Below are 24,126 nucleotides of genomic sequence, written 5' to 3'. Positions count from 1 at the left end.
GCTCCTTACGACCTGTTCTTGTTGTAGACGTCGAAGATCACGGCAGCGAGCAGCACCAGGCCCTTGATGACCTGCTGGTAGTCGATGCCGATGCCGAGGATCGACATCCCGTTGTTCATGACCCCCATGATGAAGGCGCCGATCACCGCGCCCACGATGGTGCCGACGCCGCCCGACATCGACGCGCCACCGATGAAGACGGCCGCGATCACGTCCAGCTCGAAGCCGAGACCGGCCTTGGGCGTCGCCGTATTGAGCCGCGCGGCAAAGACAAGGCCGGCAAGCGCGGCCAGCATCCCCATATTCGCGAAGGTCAGGAACACCAGCCGTTCGGTGCGGATGCCCGACAGCTTCGCCGCCTTCTCGTTGCCGCCCGTGGCGTAGATGCGCCTGCCGACCGTGGTTCGGTTGGCGACGAAGGAATAGACGGCGATCAGCAGCGCCATCACGATGAAGACGTTGGGCAGGCCGCGGAACGAGGCCATCAGCCAGCTCATATAGGCAAGTGCCGCGAATATCAGCGCGTTCTTGATGGTGAATGCGGTCAGCGGCTCGCTTTCGATGCCGCGCTTCTGCTCCTGCCGGCGCGCGCGCAGCGCCAGATAGACCAGCAGGCAGGCAACCGCCACGCCGATCACCAGCGAGAACAGGTTGATGTCTGTACCGCCCAGAAAGTCCGGCACGAACCCCGAGGCGAGGCGCTGGAAGGCTTGCGGGAACGGGCCGACCGACTGGCCGGCAAGCAGCCACAGCGTCAGGCCCTTGAAGACCAGCATGCCAGCCAGCGTCACGATGAAGGATGGTATCCGGTAATATGCGATCCAGAAGCCCTGCGCGGCGCCGATCGCAGCCCCTACGGCCAGGCACAGGATCGCCGCGACCACAAAATTCATGTCCCATTGCACGATCATCACGGCGGCGAGCGCACCCACGAAGCCCAGCACCGAGCCAACCGACAGATCGATGTGACCTGATACGATGACCAACAGCATCCCTACCGCCATGATGACTATGTAGCTGTTCTGGAGGATCAGATTGGTCAGGTTGACCGGTCGCAGCAGGATACCGCCGGTGGCGAACTGGAAGAACGCCATGATCGCCACCAGCGCGATCAGGATGCCGTATTCGCGCATGTGGGTACGCAGGAAGCTGGCGCGACCCTGCGGCTGCGCATGGGCTATCTCCTCGCGATTGGCTGTCTGGTCCATGGTTCTATCCACCTGACTTGACGATCAAGGACATGATCTTTATCCTGGGTCGCTTCGTTTGAAGGCAATTCCCCCACGAAGCGGCCCTTGCTCATGACGTAGAGGCGGTCGGTGATGCCGAGCAGCTCGGGCATTTCCGAGGAGATGACGATGATCGACTTTCCGCTCGCCGCCAGGTCGCGGATGATGGTGTAGATCTCGAACTTGGCGCCGACATCAATGCCCCGCGTCGGCTCGTCGAGGATCAGGATATCGGAATCGGCGAACAACCATTTGGCCAGAACGACCTTCTGCTGGTTGCCGCCCGAAAGATTGACCGTCTGCTGTTCGATCGACGGGCTCTTGATGTTGATGCGCGTGCGGTAGTCCTCCGCGACTTCGCCCTCGCGATGCTTGTCGACAACGCCGTTGACCGCGATGGCGCTGAGGTTGGCGAGCGGCACGTTGCGGCGGATGGTCTGGTCGAGGACGAGACCATAGCTCTTACGATCCTCGGTGACATAGGCAAGGCCGGCGGCGATCGCGCGGGGAACGGTGGACAGGTCCGCCTTGCGCCCGTGGATAAGCGCCTCGCCGACAATGCCGCTGCCATATGACTGGCCGAACAGGCTCATCGCGAGTTCGGTGCGGCCTGCGCCCATGAGGCCGGCGATGCCCAGCACCTCGCCCTTGCGAAGCACCAGCGAAACATCGTCCACCACCTTGCGGCTGCGATCGATCGGGTGGTGCACGCTCCACCCGCGAACCTCCATGACCGCCTCGCCGATCCGCGGGTCTCGCGGAGGATACCGGTCGGAAAGAGGACGGCCCACCATGTCGCGGATGACGCGGTCCTCAGGCACTGGGCCGGCCGCGCAGTCATGCGTCGAGACGGCCATTCCGTCACGCAGGACGGTGATGGAATCGGCGACTTTCGATACCTCGTTCAGCTTGTGAGAAATCAGGATCGAGGAAATGCCGCGCTCACGGAACTGTTTTAGCAGCGCCAGAAGCGCGTCGCTGTCCTTCTCGTTGAGCGACGACGTCGGCTCGTCGAGAATGAGCAGGCGCACTTCCTTCGACAGTGCCTTGGCGATCTCGACAAGCTGCTGCTTGCCGAGGCCAAGATGCATCACCTTCGTCTCGGGTGTTTCCTGCAGGCCGACGCGGGCCAGCAGCTCGCCCGCGCGCCGGTTGGTCTCGCGCCAGTCGATCACCCCGGCGCGCGCGCATTCGTTACCGAGAAAGATGTTCTCGGCAATGGAAAGCAGCGGCACCAGCGCCAGTTCCTGATGGATGATGATGATGCCGTCGCGCTCGCTTCCAGCGATGCCCGAGAAGCGCTTGACCTCGCCGTCATAGACGATGTCGCCTTCATACTCACCGTGCGGATAGACGCCCGAAAGCACCTTCATCAGCGTCGATTTGCCGGCGCCGTTTTCGCCGACGAGCGCGTGAATCTCCCCGCGGCGGACCTTGAAGCTTACATCATCGAGTGCCTTCACGCCGGGAAAGGCCTTTGTGATGTTGCGCATTTCCAAAATGGTGTCGCTCATCGCGTATGCCGCATCATTCCCGCGCCGCAGGATCGGGCCCGGCACTGCGGACCCGATCCTCGATGCGATTGCCCTTGGCTCAGTCCTCGATCTGCGAGGCCTCGTAATAGCCGCTGTCGACCAGCACCTCGCGCCAGTTGGCTTCGGTCACCGGCAGGGGCTCGAGCAGGTAGGACGGCACCACCTTGACCCCGTTGTCGTAGGTTTCGGTGTCATTGATCTCGGGCTCGCCATCGTTGAGAACCGCCTCGACCATGCCAACCGTGACGCGGGCAAGCTCGCGCGTATCCTTGAAGATGGTCGAATACTGGTCACCCCGCAGGATCGCCTTCACCGACGGAACCTCGGCGTCCTGCCCGGTGACGATCGGCATCTTCATGTCGCCGGTACCGTAGCCGACACCGCGCAGCGAGGAGATGATGCCGATGGACAGGCCGTCATAAGGCGAAAGCACGCCGTGCACACGGTCGTCCGTGTAATTGGCGGAGAGCAGGTTATCCATCCGCGCCTGCGCCACGGACCCGTCCCAGCGCAGCGTGCCGACGGTCTGCATCCCGCTCTGCTCGGACTTGATGACGATATCGCCCGCATCAATCATCGGCTGAAGCACCGACATTGCACCGTCATAGAAGAAGTAGGCATTGTTGTCGTCCGGCGAACCGCCGAACAGCTCCACGTTCCACGGCTTCACGTCGGCGAAACGCTCCTCCAGCCCTTCGACCAGCGTGTTGGCCTGCTGCACACCCACCTTGAAGTTGTCGAAGGTGGCGTAATAGTCGACGTGCTCGCTGTCGCGGATAAGGCGATCGTAGGCAATCACGCTGATGCCGGCCGCATCGGCGTTGGCAAGCGCGTTGGACAACGTGGTGCCGTCGATGGCCGCGATGACCAGCACGTTGACGCCCTTGGTGATCATGTTCTCAATTTGGGCGAGCTGATTGGGAATGTCGTCCTCGGCGTATTGAAGGTCGGTCTCGTAGCCGGCCTCCTTGAACTGCTCGACCATGGAGTTTCCATCGGAAATCCAGCGTGCGGACGATTGGGTCGGCATGGCGATGCCGACGAAGCCCTTGTCCTGGGCAAGTGCGGGCGCGCTTATCAAGCTCGCAGACAGAGCCGTGACCGCCAAGGCGGCCTTCAAGAAATGCATGGGTGAATCCTCCCGATTCAGATGATGCCAGCTCCGCCGACTTTCCGCCGGCCGCAGCTTTTTCCTCCCGATCGTTTCATCGGCCTACAAGCGATAGGGGTCAGTTGATATAACCGTCAAATTCAGATCGATCGCTTTGATATGCTCAAATCGGTATATCCAGGGAGGATGACGATGGATTGGCGCCGAACGCCGGCACGTGACGCGACGAGCCCCGACAGGCTCGTGCGGCGAGGACTGAAATTCAACCACCTGCGTCTCGTCGCCAAGCTCGGGGAGACCAACCAGGTCAGCGCGGCGGCCGGCCAGCTTGCCCTGTCGCAGCCGGCTGCGTCCCGCCTGCTCGCCGAACTGGAGCAGATCGTCGAGGCCCCGCTCTACCAGCGGCACGCGCGCGGCATCGTACTGACGCAGGCCGGTCTGGCGCTGGTGCAATGGGCCCGCAAGGTGCTCGACGATCTCGACCACGCCGACCGCGAGATCGGCGAGATGGCCTCCGGGGTTCGCGGCACGGTGTCCATAGGCTCAGTCACGGGCCCGGCACTCGAGCTGGTGCTTCCCGTGCTGCGGCAGGCACGCGTCACCCACCCGGGCATCACCATCGACGTCTCCGTCGACACCAGCGACAAGCTGGCTGAGCTTCTTCTCGCCAGAAAGCTCGACTTCTATATCGGCCGCATCCCCCAGGAGCTCGACCACAGCCACTTCGCGGCCGAGCCAATCGGTCCCGAACCGGTCAGCCTGGTCGTGCGCGACGGCCATCCGCTGATGCGCCCCGGCCGCGCTTCGATCGAGGCCTGCATCGCCTATGACTGGGTGCTGCAACCGGTCGGCAGCCTGCTGCGTCACGCGGTCGAGACGTATCTGCTCGAACGCCGGCTGCAATTGCCGGAACGCATCGTCAGCACATCCTCAACGCTGATGACGCTGGCCATCATATCGCAGTCCAATGCCATCGCACCGCTCGCCCGCGCAGCCATCGATTTCTTCGCCGGGCCTGAGGGGCTGGGCGCCAAGCTCTGCGCGCTCCCCGTCGCGGAGGAGCTCGCCGTGTCGTCCTATTCGGTGCTGCGATCGTCGAACAAGCCGCTCTCACCGGCCTCCGACATGCTGTGGTCGTTCATCTGCGAGCGCGCACGCCGGCTTCAGTCGATCGGCGACGCGTGAGGGGGAATCGTGTTTACAAAAGTAATATAATATGATTTTTCTGGATCGTGGGCCGCAATCAGCCCCATCTTGTGGAGGAGACACATGATCCGGAAATTGACTCTCGGCGCGAGCCTGCTCGCGACCGCATGCCTGATGTCGTCTGCGGCGCTCGCCCAGACGGTCGGCTTCTCGCAGATCGGTTCGGAATCGGGCTGGCGCGCTGCAGAAACGACGTTGACGCGCATGGAAGCGGAAGAGCGCGGCATCGACCTGAAATTCGCCGACGCCCAGCAGAAGCAGGAAAACCAGATCAGGGCCGTTCGGTCCTTCATCGCCCAAGGCGTCGACGCGATCCTGCTGGCGCCGGTCGTGGCAACGGGCTGGGATGACGTCCTGGAAGAAGCCAAGGAGGCCGAGATCCCCGTAGTGCTGCTCGACCGCATGGTCGATTCCAGCAAGGATCTGTACCTTACTGCCGTCGGCTCGGATCTCGTCCATGAAGGCAGGGTCGCGGGCGAATGGCTTGTAGGCGAGGTCGGCGATGCCGACTGCAACGTCGTCGAACTTCAGGGCACGACCGGCTCGTCGCCTGCCATCGATCGGAAGAAGGGCTTCGAGGAAGGCATCGCCGGCCACGACAACATCAAGATCGTGCGCAGCCAGACCGGCGATTTCACCCGCGCCAAGGGCAAGGAGGTCATGGAAAGCTTCCTCAAGGCCGAGGCGCCCGGGTCGATCTGCGCACTCTACGCGCACAATGACGACATGGCCGTGGGTGCGATCCAGGCCATCAAGGAAGCGGGCCTCAAGCCTGGCGAAGACATCAAAGTCGTGTCCATCGACGCTGTGCCCGATATCTTCCAGGCGATGGCGGCCGGTGAAGCCAACGCCACGGTGGAACTGACGCCCAACATGGCCGGCCCCGCCTTCGACGCGCTGGCTGCTTTCTGGAACGACGGCACCGTACCGCCGGATTTCATCCAGACCGAGTCGAAGCTCTACACGCAGGCGGACGATCCGCAGGCGATCTATGAGCAGAAGAAAGATCTCGGCTACTGAGCCCGCCACAACCAGGGCCGGCGGCATTCGCTGCCGGCCTGACTTGTCGGCGTTGTCCCGCTAAGATGATCCATGCCTGAGCCGACGCACGGCCCCGAGCCGCTTCTGCACGCCTCTGCCCTGTCGAAGACCTTTCCCGGCACCAAGGCGCTGGAGCGGGTCGACTTCTCGCTTCGGCGTGGCGAGGTTCACGCGCTCCTGGGTGAAAACGGAGCCGGCAAGTCCACGCTCATCAAGTGCCTGACCGGCGCCTATCTGCGCGACGACGGCGACGTCCGGCTCGAAGGGCGATCGATCCATCCGCGTAACACGCTGGACGCCCAGCATCTCGGCATCGGCACGGTTTACCAGGAGGTCAATCTCCTGCCGAACCTGTCCGTTGCCGAAAACCTCTTTCTTGGCCACGAGCCGCGCCGGTTCGGTTTGGTGCAATCGGCACGGCGAAACCGGCAGGCGCAGGAGCTTCTGGCCGAATACGATCTGCACATAGACGTCACCCGCGTACTGGCCGGCTATTCCGTCGCCATCCAGCAGATCGTCGCGATCGCGCGTGCCGTCGACCTTTCCGGCAAGGTACTGATCCTCGACGAGCCGACGGCAAGCCTCGACCAGCACGAGGTCGATGTGCTGTTCGCCACCATTCGACGTCTGAAGGAACGGGGACTGGGCATCGTCTTCATCTCCCATTTCCTCGATCAGGTCTTCCGCATCAGCGACCGGCTGACCGTCTTGCGCAACGGCCAGCTTATCGGCTGCAGAGACACTGCATCCGTCGACCGGGTCGAACTCGTCAACATGATGCTGGGTCGCGACCTGTCTGAGGAAACACGAAAGACCGGCAAGCCCCCCGTCGCGACATCGGACAGGCCTCGAATTGCCTTCTCGCATTTCGGCCGTCGCGGCCAGATCGAGCCTTTCGACCTCTCTTTGCATCGCGGCGAGGTCATCGGAATGGCTGGCCTGCTGGGTTCGGGCCGCACAGAGACGGCGGAAGTGATCTTCGGCGCAAAACCCGCCGACACCGGTGAGGCCTTGAAGGACGGCACACCCATCCGCATCACATCGACCCGCGCCGCGATCGCCGCGGGCTTCGGCTTCCTGCCGGAGGATCGCAAGTCCGACGGGATCATTGGCGAGCTCTCGGTGCGCGAGAACATCACGCTCGCGCTGCAGGCCCGGCTCGGCTGGTCGAGGCCGATCCCCTCGCACCGGCAAAAGGCGATGGCGGACGACTTCATCCGCCGGCTCGACATCCGCACGTCCGATGCCGAAAAGCCGGTCGGTCAGCTCTCGGGCGGCAACCAGCAGAAGGTGCTTCTTGCGCGCTGGCTTGCCACCAATCCCGATTTCCTCATTCTCGACGAACCCACCCGCGGTATCGATGTCGGCGCACACGCGGAGATCATCAGGCTGATCGAGGAATTGTGCGAAGCCGGCATGTCGCTTCTCGTGATCTCCTCGGAACTGGAAGAGCTCGTGATCTATAGCCACCGGGTGATAGTCGTGCGCGACAGGGCCCATGTCGCCGAGCTGATCGGCGACGAGATCACGGCCGAACGGATCGTTGAGGCGATTGCCGGCGACCAGCCGGACCATGGCGAGGACGAGACGACATGATGGCTCTTGCCCGCCGCCTTCTGCCGCAACTCGTCACCTTCGCCACGGTACTGCTCCTCATTGCGGTCGTGTTTCCCGGCTTCTTCGACGTGTCTTTCGCAAATGGCCGCCTCTACGGCAGCCCGATCGATATCCTCAATCGCGGCGCGCCTGTCGCGTTGCTGGCCATCGGCATGACGCTGGTGATCGCCACGGGCGGCATCGACCTGTCGGTCGGCGCCGTGATGGCCATCTGCGGCGCAGTGGCGGCCTGGGCCGTCGACCAAGGCCATGGCCTGCCCTCCGCATTGGCACTCAGCCTGTCGGCGGGGCTCGCCTGCGGCCTGTGGAACGGCATGCTGGTCGCGCTGCTCAAGATACAGCCGATCGTGGCGACACTGATCCTGATGGTCGCGGGGCGCGGCATAGCCCAGCTCATCACTGAAGGCACGATCCTCACCTTCAACCATCCGGGGCTGATCTTCCTCGGTTCCGGTACAGTGCTTGGCCTGCCCACCCCTGTGCTGATCTGGCTCGCGATGGGTCTGCTTGTGACGGCCATCGTCAGGCGCAGCGCGCTCGGCTTGCTGATCGAGGCGGTTGGTATCAATCAGCGTGCGAGCCGCCTTGCCGGGGTCAACGCCAAGGTGCTGATTGTAACGGTCTACATGACCTCCGGTCTCTGCGCCGCGATCGCGGGCATGATTGTGGCAGCCGACATTCGCGGCGCGGACGCCAACAATGCCGGCCTGTGGCTGGAACTCGACGCGATCCTTGCGGTCGTCATAGGCGGCACATCGCTGCTTGGAGGCCGGTTCTCGCTGGTCGCATCGCTTATCGGCGCCATGATCATCCAGTCGATCAACACCGGCATACTGCTCTCCGGCTTTCCGCCCGAGTTCAATCTCGTAATCAAGGCGGCGATCATACTGGCCATCCTCGTGGTGCAGTCGCCGGCGGCGCGCGTCGCCTTGATCTATCTGAAACCCTGGAGACGCGACGGATGAACGAACGCCTCCTGCCTCTTCTGGCCACGATCGCCATTTTCATCGCCGCCTATGCCGTCTGCTATTCGCAATATCCGATGATCCTGTCGACGCGGGTCATCGGCAATCTGCTGACGGACAACGCTTTCATCGGCATTGCCGCGGTCGGCATGACATTTGTCATCCTGTCGGGAGGAATCGACCTGTCGGTCGGGTCGGTAATCGCCTTTTCGGGCGTCTTCATCGCCGTGCTTCTGCGCGACACCGGCATGCCGGTCTTCGCGGTCTTCGCGATGCTGCTTGCGATCACCACGCTCTTTGGTGCCGCGATGGGGGCCACCGTGCACTATCTGGAGATGCCGCCCTTCATCGTGACGCTAGCCGGCATGTTCCTGGCGCGCGGCATGGCCTATGTGCTTTCGATCGACAGCGTGCCGATCGACAACGAGGTCATGAGTTCCCTTCAGCGCCTGCGCTGGGTGGTACCGGGCGGCGGGCGGCTGACCTTCATCGGAATATTGATGCTGGTGGTTTTCGTGGCAGGCATGGTCATAGCCCACCGCACCCGCTTCGGGCTGAACGTGTACGCGCTGGGCGGCGGCACGCACACGGCCCGTCTCATGGGCGTGCCGGTGGCGCGGACCACGATTGCCGTCTACGCCCTCTCCGGCTTTCTGGCGGGCCTTTCAGGAATTGTCTTTGCCATCTATACATCGGCCGGCTACTCGCTGGCGACCGTGGGCGTCGAGCTGGACGCGATCGCGGCGGTGGTGATCGGTGGAACATTGCTGTCGGGGGGCAGCGGGTTCGTCGGTGGTACGCTGGTCGGAATCCTCATCATGGGGCTGATCCAGACCTACATCGTCTTCGACGGCACCCTTTCAAGCTGGTGGACCAAGATCGCGATCGGTGTGCTCCTGCTCGTCTTCATCGCGCTGCAGCGGGCTCTCGTCTGGCTGGGCGATCGAAGACGAGGCGCCGGTCATGCATCCGGCTGAAAGGAAATGGACGTGTTGAAATCCGCGATTTCGGGAAGCGCGCCGCGCAACAGCCATTCGCGGGTCGTCGACGAGCTGGGCCGCGCAATTGTCGGCGGGACCTTTATCAGCGGGACCATCCTGCCCGGCGACATAGAACTCGCGCAGCGTTTCAAGGTGTCGCGCACGGTCTTGCGGGAAGCCATGAAGACACTGGCGGCCAAGGGCATGGTCGTCCCGAAAACCAGAATCGGCACCCGCGTCACCGGCCGCAACAACTGGAACCTGTTCGACGCGGACGTTCTCGCCTGGCACCTGGAGAGCGCCACGGATACGCGCTTCCTAGAACATCTTTCCGAAATGCGGCTGTCCTTCGAACCCTTCGCCGCGCGCCTTGCATCAGAGCGGGCGTCCAGCGATGAGGTCAGGTCGCTCTACGCGCAGGTCGAGGAAATGGAGAAGGCAAATTCCATGGAGAGTTTCGCGCTCGCCGATCTGGACTTCCACATGGCCCTGCTGGGCGCCTCAGGAAACCCGTTCATGTATTCCCTCGGCGCCTTGATCGAGGCGGCATTGGCCACGAGCTTCCGGTTAAGTTCGCCGTTCGGCGAGCCCGACCTCCAGCAGGAAACCGCGCTTGCCCACCGCCGCATCGTGGATGCGATCGCGGCCCGGAATCCGGAAAACGCGGCTGAAGCTATGGACAGGGTCATCGTCGTCGGTCGCGACCGTATTACCGGAGCGCTGTCACCCCGACGTTGATGGAAGGGCGTCATCGCGCCAACATTGTTTCGGGGCAGGCAGCAGTCTTGCGAACGTGGTGGATAGAAGCTGAGCCGGTGGTCTATCCGCCTTCGATCACGGGCCGGTATATTCCTTTCGTGCTGCATCCACCTACACCTCACAACACTTCGAAGAACGAGATCCTGTCGCGCGAGGCATCGGGTAGTTTTCGAAAGCCGATCAAGGGGCGCCGGACGGCGGTGCGGTTCAGCCTTCTACGATGAGGGCTGCGAAGAGTTGAAGGAACGAATCCGTGTCCACGCCATCGGGATCGACCACCGCGTCCGATTGCGGGATGATGTTGTCGGGCTCCGCCCCGGCCCAGATCGGTTGGAGCCTTCCCGCCCCACCACCTGCCAGCAAGTCGAATACAACATCGAAAGCGCTTTCCGGCTTTGCGAGCCTGATCCATAGCGCCGTTGCCGCCGCGACTGTCGCTGCTGGGTTCACGCCGAGCTTGGCAGCCATCAGGCGTTGCCGGAAGTTCGCAATGCCGGCCGAATACCCCTCGCCTATCGCGGTATCGATCGACGCGACATCGAGCCCGCCGTCGAAGGTCATTCCACGGCGCCGGAAATGGCTCGTCCCGTTGAGGCAATACACGTCGTCCACGATCACCGTGGTTGTGCGGATGGCCGCGGCGCGGCCGGGGTACCCGATAGGGTGGAACGCGGCGACCCGGCGAGGGTCGACCGAAATCAGGTCTGCCAGCGCCTCGCTGCGATGCCGCAATGCGGTCACTGTCCAGTGCGGGCGCTCGCGCGCAAAATCGCCCTCGCGCGGCACGCAGACAATGAGCTTGAGACGAGGATTGGCTGCCATCCGCACCGCTATAAGGCTTACGAGATCGATCTCGTCGGGGCGTGGCGGCCCGTCGGGCCGTGACGTGCGGGCAAAGGCGGGGCCTTCCACGTAGATCAACTCACGCGCCTGACCGATCGCACGTGCCAGCGACCACAACGCATCGCGCTGGCCGGAGCGCGCGGTTGCGATCTCGCGCTGGACGATGGGCACGACGCGCTGCTCATTGCCGAGTGTCACGGTCGGCGGCTGGACGCCGAGGTCGGCGGCGATCTGATTGATCAGGTTCTGCAGGGTTGCTCCGGGCTGGGGCGCGGGTGCAGCAGCGAGCTCGGGCGTGTCGCAGAAGGGCGCAATCGTTTCCAGAACGGCGGCCGCCACCGTGCCACCGGGCGGTGGGCCGGGCGGATCATTCCATTTGTCGTCCATCGTCGTGGCGAGCCAGCCACGGAAGTTCGTGCCCCCGGTCGGAATGAAGATCGGCTGTGCGCGCTTGATCGCATGCAGTGCGGCGTCGCGGGCCAGCGCGCCCGAAAAAGCCGTTCCGGAGGCAAAGATGTCCGGTCCGGCGGGATGGCCGGCATTGGCGAGTTCGGGCCGGGCGTGGCGACTCTCCGGGGTCAATCGCGCACCAGTTGTCACCGCCTGCCAATTATAGGGTGGGTTCGGATTGCCTGCAGGAGGTGCAGGCGACACGCCGATCACGAATTGCGTGTCGAAGCGGGCCTGCGTCGGAAGGCGCGGTCCCTGCCGCGGCTGCTCGTCGCTCGCCAATCGTCGCAAAAGTTCGGTTAAGCTCGTCGGAGGTCCGGCGGAGGCAGGCGGACGCGGCAGACCAAAGGCCGGCACCGGCGCGATCGACCGTGTCATGAAACCGTCGAGAATTGTGGCGACCAGTGTGCCCGGCGCGAGCAATGGCACGCCGCCGAAACTGGTGTCCGGTACAAAAGCGTCCGGTCCGGCCGCGACCTCCAGCCTGACGCCGGAATACATGCGGCGCCGACCGCTGCGAGAAACGACCACCAGGTCGACGATCAGGATCGCCGGTGATGGATGCGGCTCGGCCGGCGATAGGCCGAATGGATTGACCAGCAGAAGTCTGGCGGGACCTCCCTGTACGATGGTCGCGCCGCCGTCGCCGCGTACGAAAGAGGGCTGCTCGCCGATCGAGGCGATTTCGACAAAGCGGCGCGGATAGGCGCGAAGGTGAGCACCGAGCGGCAATTGGGATCCATCGACGGTCAGCACGACGTCCTGCACCGCGCCCGGACCGTCGCCCGGCGCGCGCCAGGATGCAGTGAGCCCCTGGCGCGGGTCCGCGGTCTGCACGATTTCCGAGGTCGCGGCGGCGGGCGGAAAGGCCGGCCACTGCGCTCCCGGTGCGGGCGGCGCAAGGACCGCCGGATCCAGAGCCGGAGAAACAGCGGCGGCAAACAACTGGTCGTTGGGATTGCCGAAGCCCTGTGTCATCGCAGCCATCGCGCCCAGCACATCCACGCCATCGGCGAGATAGGCGAAGCCCGGCGTCCTATCTCGCACGACAGGGTGCAGAAACGGCGGTGTGCCGCCGTCCTCCGCCGGGATCGCTGCGCCAGCGACGCTCGCGATCGGCACCATGGTGCGATTGCCGAGGATATGCCAATCCAGATCGACGGCCATGATCCGGAAGAAGCGGCGGCCGAGCCCCACTGTTGCAGGCAGCGCAGGCGCGGAAAGTCGTGCCTGTCCGAGCGTCCCGTTGCGCGCGAACCCCCAACGCAGCGGAGGGACCGTGTTGGCCGGTACCGCGGCAATATCCGCATTCGAGCGCCCGAAAGTCTCCCCGGCGGCGAGCGTCTCGAGACTATCGGCAGCGAGATCGCGAACTGCATCTCCCGCTCCGTTAAGTACACGCAACGTGGCCGCCGGGCGTGTGCCCTGATAGCGCCAGCCGTGCGGATCTACGACGTGGCAGAGATCGCCGGCGGCAAAGCCCAGCATTGAGCCGATGCCGCCAGGGTCTGCGGGTGTGCCGGCGAAGGTGTTTGCATTCTGTAGCGCGGCGCGAAAGACCATCAGGTCGTTCCACAAATGCGCCATCGCGATTGGATCTATGGGAAGCCCGCGCGCATCGTGGAAGCTGACGGTGGCGGTGCCGTCGTCAAGTGTTTCTCCTGCGAGATAGATTTGAGGGGGCGGCAGCGGGGACGGCGGCGCGATGCCGCGCAGGAGCATGGCAACGGGCACGGGATAGACGTTGGACCCGGTGCGCAGGTCGACCAGCACCTGAAGCCGACGAGCGGCTTCCGGGTGTAACGTCAGCGCGAAGGCGGGACCCGTCACTGATTGACCGCTGACATCACTATAGATGGCGGGCGCGGCAAGCCAGGTTGCGATGCCCATGAAAGGTGCGCGCGGGGACGCAAGGCGCAGGGTCAGTGCGGTCGGATCGTAGTCGCCCTGCGCCGGGTTCGATCCCGCCCAGAGCGGGCTTAGCGCAGGCGCAGCCAGCCCCATCGCCTCGAGACCGCGCGCCTGCAGGTCGTTGGCTGCCGAATTTACGGTGAGCACGGTTTGAGCCGGCATCAGAGGCAGCATGTCAAGGCACCTCCTGCATGAACGACGCGGGTGCTCCATCCACGCCGCCGAGGGTCGCACGCAAACTGCCGCCTTGGCCACGCAGGTAGAAGGATAGCAACGCCCCCGTTCGACCGGCGGCCTCGCGACGCACCGGAAGGGGGACCGTGCCGGCGAACGGGTCCTCCAGAGGGCGTAATTGCGGAACGTCGGCATAGTCGACGTCCAGCGTCACCCCGCGCCCCATGGGTCGCGGAAGCGGGCCTGGCACAGCCAGGTGCGGCCGGAACGCAGCCCTGAGTCGGTATCCCGCTTCCGGAGGCGCCTTGAGCGGAAGGTTGATCGGTGCGCGGACGATGAACCCCTTTCCGGCAATGCGCCTCACGGCAACCACGCCGAAGGCAAGCGGCGGAAGCGGCGAACCTGCGGGCACCGCTACAATGCGCTCCGTCGCGCGGCCAAGAGGATCGTCGAGCTGGAACCGCACCGACAGCGCGGTATCCACGTTCGGACGCACGATGCGGAGCCGAATTCGCGTAATATCATCCGGCGTTTCGCGCCAGATGCCACTCTGTCCGGATGCTGGAGGAGCTGCCGGCAATGCGCGGAGCGAGCCGTCTCCCGGCACGCCATCGACAAGCTCGGGCCACGCGAACAGCGCGCTTCCGGGCCCGTTTTCAGCAAGACCGGTTACCTCCACGCGCAGTCGATGCGCCCCGAGCGTCGTGGCCTCGATAGGAGCCGGCGTCGCCGTCGCAATTTCGATCAGAGCAATATCGCCACCGGGCCAGGAATGTTCAAGCGGTTGGAGGTCCGGCGGGCCAGGTGGCGGTATGATCACACTGCGTGCTGCCGATGGCTTCGATCGTCCACCCAGAAGGCCACGTTCGGGCCGCGGCAGTGACCATGCGACAGCCCGGTAGTAAAACGGCGACCAGCTGCCCGCCGGCCGGTCCACGCCATTGACGACGCCGATCGCCTGGCCCGGCACGGCCCCACGCGGCGGGAGCGCACGTATTGTCCAGCTCGGCTCGCCGCTACGCACCGTCATCACCGGCGGTCCCATGGTATCCAGCTCCACCGCGGCTGCTTCAGATCGAACGCGGTGAATGTCGATGCGGTCGACCGTCGCCCCCGGCAGTGTGGTGAGCCGCATATCCGCGCGAAAGGCATCGGTTCCGCTGTCGGGATCTGCGACGCGGCGGACTTCCAATGTCGGGGCGTCGGGAACCTGCTTCTGCGGTGCGGCATAGGCGATGGGCCGCTTGCGCAGCATCGGATCCCCGGCACCAGGCCATTCGGATTCCACGCCGCCGGCGCTGATGCCGACCACGAGGAAGAGATGGATCTCCTTGCTGCCGCGGGGCAACGTTGCCTGATAGGATGTTGCGTTGACTGCGCTCTCATTGAGCCGGGTGAAGAAGCGCTTCGCCGGATTGGCCGCAAAGGCGTTACGCAACTCAACAAGGCGCTGCGACAGGGTTTGTTCCAGCCGCGGCTCGGCAAGTTCCCAGTCGGCCCGTAATTTTCCCTCCTGGGCAGCATAGATGAAATAACCGGCCGCTCCAGGTGCCGAGGGCCATGTCACAAGCGCATGATGGCGCCCGGCCGCGTCTTCCATACTGGCGAGCAGCACATCTTCGTGTTCTGTCGCGATGACGGGTGGCCTCGGGTCCGACGCCGAAGCGATGCGCGGTGCACTCCAACCACCAGCACGGCCGGGGGGGCGCCTCTCGATCGCCATTGCCGACAGCGCCAATCCGATGTGCCCGGCGGCGTTGAAATCGAGTGAGAAGCCGTCGACGCGAAGCCGGTAGCGGCGGGGGCCGGCAACGTTGAGCGGGCCAGCAATGATGTCGCGACCGTCCTCACTCAGATGCTGGAGCGTGCCTCCGGCATCGACGGCCGCGTTGCCGGCGGGGTCGAACCTGACCTCAAATGGCATACCCGCAGCACCGCCAAGGCTCCTCTGCAGGCCGATTGGTGCTGCTGGCCCGAGCGGCGGATCGCCGCGACGGGCCTGAGCGTAGAGCACCCCTGCGAAACGGATATCGGCCGGTGAGCGCGCTGCCCAGTCCCAGGCAAACTCCACCGTCAGCGAGGCCGGACAGGGTCCTGCGGAGGCCGTAGTGTCGAGCGACGCAGACAAGACAGGCACGATCTGCACGGGGGGTTCCTGCACATTAATCGGGGCGGTGCGCCACTCGCTCCAGACACCGAATATGTCCTGATGGGCGACGCCGTAGAGAAGCGGAACGACGGCCGGACTACCAGGTATGGCAAAGCTGTCGTCCGAGGCGCGCAGTTGCGGCACGTTCGCAGGTACGTCGCTGCCGGTCGTCACGCCGATCGGCTGAAGCGCCTCGTCGCCCCTGCGCGGCAGGATAAGCGCCTGCGCGGTGCGGGCCCCGCCGACGCTGCGAGCATGGGCGTAGGCGGCCGATCGAAGCGGCAGACCGGGCGGCAGCCGATCCCATCCCAACCGCATCACCGGTCGCCATGCACCATCGGTCGTGGGCGGCGAGCGCATCCCTTCCTGCAGAATACTGAGATTGGCCGGTGGTGGTGGCGGGACGACGCGGCGCGGCGACAGCGCGATGGCAGCGAAGGCGATCTTGTCAGACTGACCGTCGAGCCCGTTGGCAAAACGCGCGGTAACGCGGAAATCGCTGTCGCTCCTGTTGGGATCGTTGAAATATTCGACGTCGCGAACGGAGATCGGCGGGATGTCTATTTCCTCGACTGCGGTTCCAAAACCGGCAAGCAGGCTCGCGACAGGATCGGTCGCAGCGGCGAACATCAGCGTGCCAAGCAGCGAGAAGGTAGCCGCGGCAGCTTCCCCTCCGCCTTCGGCGGCCAGGTCCACCGAGCGTTCCAGCGTGCCGTGCAGGTTCGGCGGGCGGGTGGTCACCATCTCCAGCAGCCCGTCAAGGACGTCGTCCTCCATAACCCGGAGGAAGGCTTTGGGGTCTGCTTTCCGCCAGTGGGGGGCAAGACGGCCTGGCGCGAAGGCGCTCTGCCATCCGAACGGCGCAGCGCCCCGGGAAAAGCGCGACAGCGCGGCGTCTACCGGCGGCATAGGCATGCCTGCTGGCCCTTGATCCGCGTCGAGGCCGAATACGCCGTTCCACTCGCCCTGGTCGACGGGCAGCCCAACGCGCTCGATGAGCGTCCACTCACCCCGGTTGGCGTCCTGGCCGTCAATGCCGACCCAGCGCAGGAGTTCGACCCCGTCAAAAAGCACCAGGCAGGCAATCTGTGGTGCGGAAAACGAGATCGTCCTGAAGCCGCTCGACACGGTCTCGATGCCGACGACAGCCGAGCCGAAGGGCGCGCCGGCAAAAGCAATGACATTAGCCTGCGGTGCCGTCACTTGGAGCGTTGCACGGATAAAAACCATTGGCGACGGCGCTGCGAAGGCCCGCCAGTTGAACAGCGTCTGGACGATCAGTGTCTCGTCCTCGACCGGCAGCTCCTTTTCGAGCTGTACGTTCAGCGCCGGCCGCCGCCACACTTCAAAGGGTTCGGTCGGGTAACCAAGCTCCGGTGACAGCAGCCAACGCAGCTGCACCCCTCGCACCAAAGTGTCGCGGCTCTGCTTCAGTGCCGCCATATGGGTCTCGTCGCGGCGTGCAAGCGCGGCCCAGTCCACCAGCGCGGCGGCAAGCAGGAAGCGATCGGGATCGAGGATGAATTCCTCTTCCATGGCGATCTCACTCTTCCCACGGCGGCTGGGAAAGCTGCAGGTCGACAACAATCCTGCGCTCCTCGGCAACCGCCAGATAGGGTTCGGAAAACGGCCGACGGACCAGTTCAAGCTGGATACGGCTGCCGAGCGCGCCGGGTCTGAGCAATATCAATGCACGTTGGCCGCCGGGGGCAATCACAGGCGCACCTTCAATCAGGCCCGCACTTGCGGCCGCCGGCTGGAAGCCCAGCCATTCCTTCTCAACAAGTTTCCAGCGCCTCGTGCCGGGGAGCCCGTCCGGGTCGGGTACACTCTCAGGATAGAGCCTGTCACGCGACAACGGTTCGTCCGCATCGATGAGGATGGCCGTCGGTCGGCTGCCGCCGGGGGCTGGCTCCCATAGCACCGTCACCTTCGGCGTCCGCGGCGCTCCGTCGACATCGAGCCCGGCGCGGGCAAAAGCCTCGTCGAGTTCCTGGCCCATCGGGGCACGGCCGGCAAACGGCGCCAGATGCGTCATGGTCATGCCGGCCTGCAGGGCACGGTGGCCGACTGTCAGCCCGCCGAGCGAAACGCCGAAATCCGTCATCGTGGCATGACCGCCGGTGGAGAAGTGGCGACGGTAGATGAACGGCGTCTCGTGCGTCGCATGCTGACCGACCGGCACCGCCACCACGTCCATGATGTAGTCGGTGAAAGGCTCCAGCGGTATCGGGATCACGACCACTGTCTGGCGCGTCCGGCCACCGTCGATCGCGATGCACTGCCCATCAAGAACGCCGACGAGCGCGTCTTCGAACGGGGACAGGACCAGGGAGCCCGCACCGGCGAGGGTCGCGGCCGAGATGTCGATCTGGCCCGCCGTTCCATCCTGTCCCGGCGGATGCCGTCCGGAGGCCGCCTGCAAGCGGACTTTCAGCTCCTTGCCGTAGGCGCCGTAGAGACGATCGATGTCGGCGGTGGCGAAGACGAGGCGCGGGGGTTCGCCGCCGAAATAGTGCGTCTCGCCTTCCATCGGCGAGGTCATCAGCACGAACGAGTCCAGCCTTGCCGGTGCCTCGGCATCGGTGCGGAACCAGAAGCTCTGCTCGCCCTGTCGGGCCTTGCCGGAACTCTTGCGGGTCCCGGCCCAGCTGAGCCGGCAGCGATAGAGCGAGGACGGGAAGAGGAAGGCGTTGTCGGTGCTCGCCGGCCCGAGCGATTCGGTCACGATCTCCCGCTCGCGGTCGATCGTGGTGGTGTCGTGGTCGAAGCGCAGCCTCTCGGAAAGGCGCAGCAGTTCGATGGCGGCGAGATAGTAGGGCAGCAGGAACGGACGAAGCTGCGGATCGGAGCGCTTCACGCCGATCTCGACCCGAGCGGCCTTTTCATGTGGGCCGAGTTCGACCAGGGCCGCGCGGTAGCGGCCGAGGCGCTTCTCCGCCTCCAGGAAGGCGAACACGTCGGTGATTCCGGCCGCCCACGGCATGTCAGTCCTGGTCCATTCCTCGGGGAGGTCGCGCGGGGGCACGAGATCGTCGAAGGTGACGGGTCGCGATTCCAGCTCATTGCCTTGCTCGTCGAGCACGCGGATGACGATCGTCGCCGCCTCGTCGATCGGCGTGAGGAACAGCAGCAGACGCAAGCGGTCGAACCCTGCCGTCTCCAGGACGAGCGTGTCGTCCAGCGGCCCGTGCACGATGCCGGCCTTCTCCAGCGCTTCCTTGACGAGCTTTTCCTTCAGCTGGCCGGCGAAGCGCACGAGGGTCCCGTCGTCAAGCTGAGGCGATTGCAGTACCCGCGCTTCGCATGCGCGTTTTTCGCCCGCGACCAACGTGCCGACCGGCGAAAATGCCCCCAGGATGTCAGCGCGAGACACCTGCTCGCCGCGGCCGAGCGCGGCTATCGCTGCAAACTGGTCGCGCTGCGGCCTTGCCGTCATGTCAGCAAGCGCCTTGGCGTGCAAAGTCTCCGGAACCCTGAAAGGCTTGACCTCGTCCGAGCCCACAAGTGCTGCCAGGACCGTGTCGTCTGGCGCAAGCGAGAATCCGTCCCGCCCACCTGCGCCCTCCTCGCGCATGACCGGACCGCGGCCGCCGACACGCACGATCTCGGCCAGGTCACGCAGCGGGCGCGTGCGGCGGATGCAGGGAACTGCACCTCCCACCACCATCGCCGGCACGATGCCGCGTGCGGCGTCCACCCAGGCGATGCCGCTGCGCCATTTCTCGTGCACGAAGAGCCTGGCGTCTGCCGTCCCGGACCGCCGCGTGCCGTCCGGGTCTGGCCAGGCGATGCCGGCAAGATCCCAGCCGGACGTGCTCGGGCCGAGCGGTTCGAAGCGGAACGTCCACAGCACGGCGGCCGGCGGCGCGGCGTCGTCGCACACCGTCTGCCAGCGGTCGCGGATCGTCTCGGTGCGCTTGTCGCTGGTCTCGATGGCCTTGGGCGCGGGGTCGAGGTCCCATGTCAGCAACGCAAGTTGCGCTGCCGAGGGATCGCCCGTCGCACCCTGCTGCGTCCACCAGCGCGTCGGCGTTCCGATGCCGAGCACGGGCGGGTCGATCACCGACCCGTCCGGCGCGATGCGTTCGAGTTCGAGGACCTGCAGCCCGTAGCGATAGCGCTCCCCGCCGCGATCGACGAAGCCGTTGTCCGTCATGTCCAAGTTCGGGGGCGGTGCGAGCGTCGTGCCGAGGAAGGCGGCGCCCTCGATCACCGGCGGCGCCAGCATGGTGATGACAGGGATGGAATCAATCGGCACCACCGGCAGCGGCGCATTGGCCGCCGGCACGCCGACGCTCTCATGGGCATCGCCCAGACTGCCGTCGATGGGACGGTCGACGCCGGTTCCCTGGGTCAATGCGGGCGAACGGCTCTTGAGCGCCACCTTGCCGATCAGTCCCGGCACGTTCGGTTCGATCCCAGGCGTTCCGAAAGAGATCGACACGCATTCGCTGATCTCAAAGAAGAAGAAATCGACATGGCCGCACGCCTTGCCGTCGACCCGAACGGCGATTGGCAGGGGGCCATTCTGCTCACGTACCGTTACTGTCAGGTGGGCATCCGCCCCGACCGAAACGATGAACAGGCGAAGTTCGCCGTAGACGCTCATGGTGCCGGAGATCAGCATCGGGTCGAAGCCGACGACCGCGTCGAAGCCGCCGCCGACTTTGAGATAGAGACCGATGTCGGTATCGCCCCAGATAAACGAGGCCCCGGCCCCGATGCCGATGCCGAAGCCGGTAATGGCCGGCAGCGCCTTATAGGCGGGAAGCCCCTCCCCGCGCACCATGAGGTACCCGGTGCCGTCGACGATGCCGAGTACGCGCACCACTGCAGGTCCAGGGCCAGGGATGTCGGGTCGGGAGCCGAGGTAGAAGTGCCATTTGCGCAGGTTGCCGGTGGAAAAAAAGGCCTCCGCCGGGATCTTGATCTCGATCAGCTTCTCGATCTCGTAGGTGGCGTAGATGCCGATCGCAATGTGCTGCGGGGTAATCTCCAGGACGGCCAGGACGCCACCAACGCCTCCGGCCTCCTCCATCGCTGGCGGCGGTGTCAGAAAGCGCGCATTGAGCGCTATCAGGATGTTTGGCCCCGGCAGTTCTAGAAGCAGCGTTCCATCAAGATTGAGGAGCACACCGCCTTCCATGGTGCCGATTATGGTCCCGACACCGAACGACCAGCGGTCGATCCGCGGCTCCCACAAAATGACGCCGTTATCTTCCTCCCCCTCTTCCTCTTCCGTTTGAGCAGGTTCGGTTTTGAGCAGGTTCGGTCGCCCCTTTGCCGCCTTCAGCCACTCGATAGATGGAACCGATTTGTCAGCGCCGATCGGCGTGCGTGCATAGTGCATGCCAAACAGGCCGCGGAAGCCGAATATCCCCAGGCCGGTCGAGCCAAGCGGGATGCCGACTGGCAGGAGGAGGTCAAGGCCGACGAAGAGCCCGGTCGCTGGGCCGCCTTCGGCTTCGGAGATGTCGGCGATTTCAAGCGCGCCAGCGACGCGCAACCCGATGGCGCGGACCGTCAGGTCGATCTGGCCTCCTATCTTGGTCTTGCTGATGGACAGGTAACCGTCGCCGACAAGTGCCCCGGGAATGTCGACACGTGCCCCGATGGATGTGATCTCAGGTGGTCGGGGCTGGTCGAGATAGGCACGTATGCCCAGCCTGTCGAATGAGACGACCCCGAAATCGACACCCATTCCGATCTCGACCTCGAATGTCATCGGATTGATGCGTGAGAGCCGCGCGCCGAGTATCTTGAAGATACGGTCGAAGGGCGGGCGCAGCATCAACCCGCCGGAGTTCTGCAGGCCGATCGTGTAGCCGCGCGAACTGTCGAAGACCGGCCTGAACTCGTAACGCGGCGCGATCGGAGCACCATCATCGTCAAAGTCGGAAAGCCGCACGCCGATTGCCTTGTAGCGGACGGAGAGCGGTGCGGCGGGATCGATGCGGACAAGCCAGTCATTCTCGGAAGGCAGGGACGCCGACCAACACGCCTCAAGGTCGAAATAGATGTTGCCCTCGCTGCCAGCCACATGCCAGCGCGCCAGATACTCAGCACCGTGCAGGATGACGCGTTCGACCGTGAACCATGGCAGCGCGGCGATCAATGGTGGAAGGGCCAGCTCGGCACCCGTGATCACGGCATCGACCGGCGAGCCGACATCGCGGTCCGCAGCCTTGGCAAGCAGCGGCCAGAACGAGATGTAAGAGCCCAGCAGGTCGCGCCAGAAACTCTGCGTCCGTGCCTCGCCGGGAAGCCAACCGACGGCGAGCAGGCCATCGGTGTCAGACGGGTCGGCGCCGATCGAGAACGACACCACCGTCTCGCCGGTCATCTCGTTTTCCTGCAGCAGGAAGCGGAACGCGGTGATGCCGTCACCCGGGTTGTCGGGCGCAAGCGGCACACCCCGTTGCAGGGTGCGAACACGTTCGGCAGGCTGCCCTTGGACCTGGCCGGTATTGCGCAGTTTTTCCTCGGCGGCAGTCTGAACATCGATCTCGCCGTCGATCTGGATCGCAACAAAGCGGCTTTCGATGACCCGCAATTTGACACCCGCGCTGCGGAACCAGTCGGGCCGCTGCGGTGGGTTCGGAACTGGCGGGTCAATGACCGATATCACTGGCGGCGTCCCACCGCCGGACGGATCACGGGTCAATGTTGCATCAGAGGCGCGTGGCGGACGGCTGGGGTCAGGATTGAACTTGATCTCGGCCTTCCACCAGTCACGATCGGAAGGCGACTTGTGCGTCATCCAGGCAGCCTTCCAGGCAGGAAGCGCGACGTAGCTCTCCTTGACCGGTGGCTCGGGGTCTATGCTGGGCGAGAAGCGGCCAGGGTAGTGATGGTGGATCAGTTCGCGTACGGCAATCGCACGTCGGCGAGCCAGCTGGTAATTGTGCTCCAGCTTGCTCTCATCGTCCTCGAAGCTGGCATACCCCACGATCTGGATCTGCGTGACGGCGGGATCGATCGCCTCGAAGATTGCAGGATGGTTGCCGCCCGTCAGGGGCCGGTGGCCGCCGGTCTCGCGACCAGAACCTGGCGATCTGCCGCGCGCCAGGCTGGTCCACACCTGGTCGTTGCTTTCCGGCAGCACGGAGGCAAGGATCTGTGGCTCAGCCGCGCCTGCGCCCGGCTTCGGTGGGAGGTCGAAATAGAAATAGACCGGCATCGCCTCGACCGTCATGCCGGGGATGCTCGCGCGAATCTGGTGTGAGGCACCGGCCACGACCTCTACTGTGAAATTCGGTCGCGGTGTTGTTTCGGCGCCGCCGTCAAGCGACCATCGCACGTCGCGCTCAAGAGGCTCTGTGGTCAGCGTGACGAAGCGATCATTCTGCTCCTTTATGACGATGCGCGGGTTCGCGCCCGCGGCAACTGCGATCGTCGCCGGCTTGGCTGGTTCAGCGGCGGTGCCAGGGGTGACGACAATGGTGCGTGGATCGCCCCTGCGCGCAGCGATCGTCAGCGCGGCGCTGTCCGGGGCGCCCGACGTTGCATCCGATACGGCAATCGCGATTGTGGCCGTGGCATTGGCCGACAAATCGATCTCGAAGATCCGACCGGTTGCTGGCGCCGCACCGTCGACAGCGACTGACACGGCATAGGGCGTGCGCCCACCTTCAACGTCCACGACCATCCGGGTGATCGGCGGCACCACGGCGGAGGCGGTCGCGCCGTCCCGCTCCAGGAGGCCAAAGCTCCGGCCGGAGGCGTCGAAAAAGCGTGCGCCCACCGTCAGGTCACCGCTGCCCTGGTTGAAAATCCTGCCCTCGAAGTCGCCCGAAATGCCGCCATTTGGACCGAAGCCGAAGAGGAAGTCGCGCACGCCAAACTGATACGCGAAACCGTTGCGGCCGCCGGAGACAAACACGCGCAGTTCCGGCAGGTAAATGCCCTGCCAATCGTCGCCGACGCCGATCCGCTCCAATACGTCCGGAGGGGTACTTTCGCTGGACAGGTCCAGCGTCCCGCCACGGAATCCGATGCCGATGTCGGTGCCGTTTACGAACGCATAGGGTGGAACCATGGATATGAATTCGGATGTGGCAATGTCAGTCGGGTCGTCGAGGCTCTCGACACCGCTCGACAAAAGCAGGAAGCGCAGCCTGCCGTCACCCTGATCGTGGGCAAGGCGAAAGCGG

12 protein-coding genes are annotated in these 24,126 nt (G+C 64.7%); 6 read left to right on the top strand and 6 right to left on the bottom strand.

From position 1 onward, the window contains the following. Positions 1-5 precede the first annotated feature (5 nt). The 3 genes from mmsB to chvE form a co-directional block, all read right to left on the bottom strand. Positions 6-1,208, bottom strand: a complete 1,203-nt coding sequence (mmsB, locus tag V1479_RS24580) for a multiple monosaccharide ABC transporter permease (RefSeq protein WP_368805169.1) — start codon at positions 1,206-1,208, stop codon at positions 6-8. Further along, the gene (gene mmsA, locus V1479_RS24575) at positions 1,178-2,743 is read right to left on the bottom strand and encodes a multiple monosaccharide ABC transporter ATP-binding protein (protein ID WP_438620886.1); all 1,566 of its coding nucleotides are present in this window, start codon (positions 2,741-2,743) and stop codon (positions 1,178-1,180) included. Before mmsA ends, mmsB begins: the two co-directional genes overlap by 31 nt. A 79-nt stretch (positions 2,744-2,822) precedes the next feature. Next, a complete protein-coding gene (gene chvE / locus V1479_RS24570; protein ID WP_368805168.1) occupies positions 2,823-3,893 on the bottom strand; it encodes a multiple monosaccharide ABC transporter substrate-binding protein in 1,071 nt (356 codons plus the stop codon). Positions 3,894-4,067: 174 nt separating this feature from the next. On the opposite strand from chvE, the gene V1479_RS24565 reads away from it, so the two are divergent. From V1479_RS24565 to V1479_RS24540, 6 genes are all read left to right on the top strand, one after another. Further along, positions 4,068-5,060, top strand: a complete 993-nt coding sequence (locus V1479_RS24565) for a LysR substrate-binding domain-containing protein (RefSeq protein ID WP_368805167.1) — start codon at positions 4,068-4,070, stop codon at positions 5,058-5,060. 84 nt (positions 5,061-5,144) lie between these two features. Next, positions 5,145-6,101: a galactofuranose ABC transporter, galactofuranose-binding protein YtfQ gene (gene ytfQ / locus V1479_RS24560; RefSeq protein WP_368805166.1), complete on the top strand. Its 957-nt coding sequence runs from the start codon at positions 5,145-5,147 to the stop codon at positions 6,099-6,101. A gap of 72 nt (positions 6,102-6,173) precedes the next feature. Continuing rightward, positions 6,174-7,718 (top strand): galactofuranose ABC transporter, ATP-binding protein YtfR, encoded by a 1,545-nt coding sequence (gene ytfR / locus V1479_RS24555; protein WP_368805165.1) that lies wholly within the window; start codon positions 6,174-6,176, stop codon positions 7,716-7,718. Beyond that, on the top strand, positions 7,715-8,704 hold the full coding sequence (locus V1479_RS24550) for an ABC transporter permease (protein WP_368805164.1): 990 nt from the start codon (positions 7,715-7,717) through the stop codon (positions 8,702-8,704). The genes ytfR and V1479_RS24550 overlap by 4 nt, the downstream gene beginning before the upstream one ends. Continuing rightward, the gene (gene yjfF, locus V1479_RS24545; protein WP_368805163.1) at positions 8,701-9,681 is read left to right on the top strand and encodes a galactofuranose ABC transporter, permease protein YjfF; all 981 of its coding nucleotides are present in this window, start codon (positions 8,701-8,703) and stop codon (positions 9,679-9,681) included. Before V1479_RS24550 ends, yjfF begins: the two co-directional genes overlap by 4 nt. A gap of 6 nt (positions 9,682-9,687) precedes the next feature. Beyond that, a complete protein-coding gene (locus V1479_RS24540; RefSeq protein WP_438620884.1) occupies positions 9,688-10,422 on the top strand; it encodes a FadR/GntR family transcriptional regulator in 735 nt (244 codons plus the stop codon). Between the two features lie 228 nt (positions 10,423-10,650). On the opposite strand, the gene V1479_RS24535 is transcribed toward V1479_RS24540, so the two are convergent. The 3 genes from V1479_RS24535 to V1479_RS24525 are packed head-to-tail and all read right to left on the bottom strand — an operon-like array spanning position 10,651 to position 24,011. Continuing rightward, a complete protein-coding gene (locus V1479_RS24535; RefSeq protein ID WP_368805161.1) occupies positions 10,651-13,821 on the bottom strand; it encodes a phospholipase D-like domain-containing protein in 3,171 nt (1,056 codons plus the stop codon). A 1-nt stretch (position 13,822) separates the two neighbouring features. Beyond that, positions 13,823-17,506 carry a hypothetical protein gene (locus V1479_RS24530; protein ID WP_368805160.1) on the bottom strand — a complete coding sequence of 1,228 codons (3,684 nt, stop codon included), beginning with the start codon at positions 17,504-17,506 and terminating at the stop codon, positions 13,823-13,825. Between the two features lie 7 nt (positions 17,507-17,513). After that, on the bottom strand, positions 17,514-24,011 hold the full coding sequence (locus V1479_RS24525) for a hypothetical protein (protein WP_368805159.1): 6,498 nt from the start codon (positions 24,009-24,011) through the stop codon (positions 17,514-17,516). Between the last annotated feature and the right edge of the window lie 115 nt (positions 24,012-24,126).

This window comes from Neoaquamicrobium sediminum, from assembly GCF_040970315.1.
Taxonomy (GTDB): domain Bacteria; phylum Pseudomonadota; class Alphaproteobacteria; order Rhizobiales; family Rhizobiaceae; genus Aerobium; species Aerobium sediminum.
The sequence above is the reverse complement of the archived record's forward strand: the minus strand, read 5'-3'. Positions and strand labels throughout refer to the sequence as shown.

Bases quoted from the DNA above. Each gene is read 5' to 3' on its own strand.
- V1479_RS24550 (WP_368805164.1), top strand. From the start codon at position 7,715: ATGATGGCTCTTGCCCGCCGCCTTCTGCCGCAACTCGTCACCTTCGCC.
- V1479_RS24565 (WP_368805167.1), top strand. From the start codon at position 4,068: ATGGATTGGCGCCGAACGCCGGCACGTGACGCGACGAGCCCCGACAGG.
- chvE (WP_368805168.1), bottom strand. From the start codon at position 3,893: ATGCATTTCTTGAAGGCCGCCTTGGCGGTCACGGCTCTGTCTGCGAGC.
- ytfR (WP_368805165.1), top strand. From the start codon at position 6,174: ATGCCTGAGCCGACGCACGGCCCCGAGCCGCTTCTGCACGCCTCTGCC.
- mmsB (WP_368805169.1), bottom strand. From the start codon at position 1,208: ATGGACCAGACAGCCAATCGCGAGGAGATAGCCCATGCGCAGCCGCAG.
- V1479_RS24535 (WP_368805161.1), bottom strand. From the start codon at position 13,821: ATGCTGCCTCTGATGCCGGCTCAAACCGTGCTCACCGTAAATTCGGCA.
- mmsA (WP_438620886.1), bottom strand. From the start codon at position 2,743: ATGAGCGACACCATTTTGGAAATGCGCAACATCACAAAGGCCTTTCCC.
- V1479_RS24525 (WP_368805159.1), bottom strand. From the start codon at position 24,011: ATGGTTCCACCCTATGCGTTCGTAAACGGCACCGACATCGGCATCGGA.
- ytfQ (WP_368805166.1), top strand. From the start codon at position 5,145: ATGATCCGGAAATTGACTCTCGGCGCGAGCCTGCTCGCGACCGCATGC.
- V1479_RS24540 (WP_438620884.1), top strand. From the start codon at position 9,688: ATGGACGTGTTGAAATCCGCGATTTCGGGAAGCGCGCCGCGCAACAGC.
- yjfF (WP_368805163.1), top strand. From the start codon at position 8,701: ATGAACGAACGCCTCCTGCCTCTTCTGGCCACGATCGCCATTTTCATC.
- V1479_RS24530 (WP_368805160.1), bottom strand. From the start codon at position 17,506: ATGGAAGAGGAATTCATCCTCGATCCCGATCGCTTCCTGCTTGCCGCC.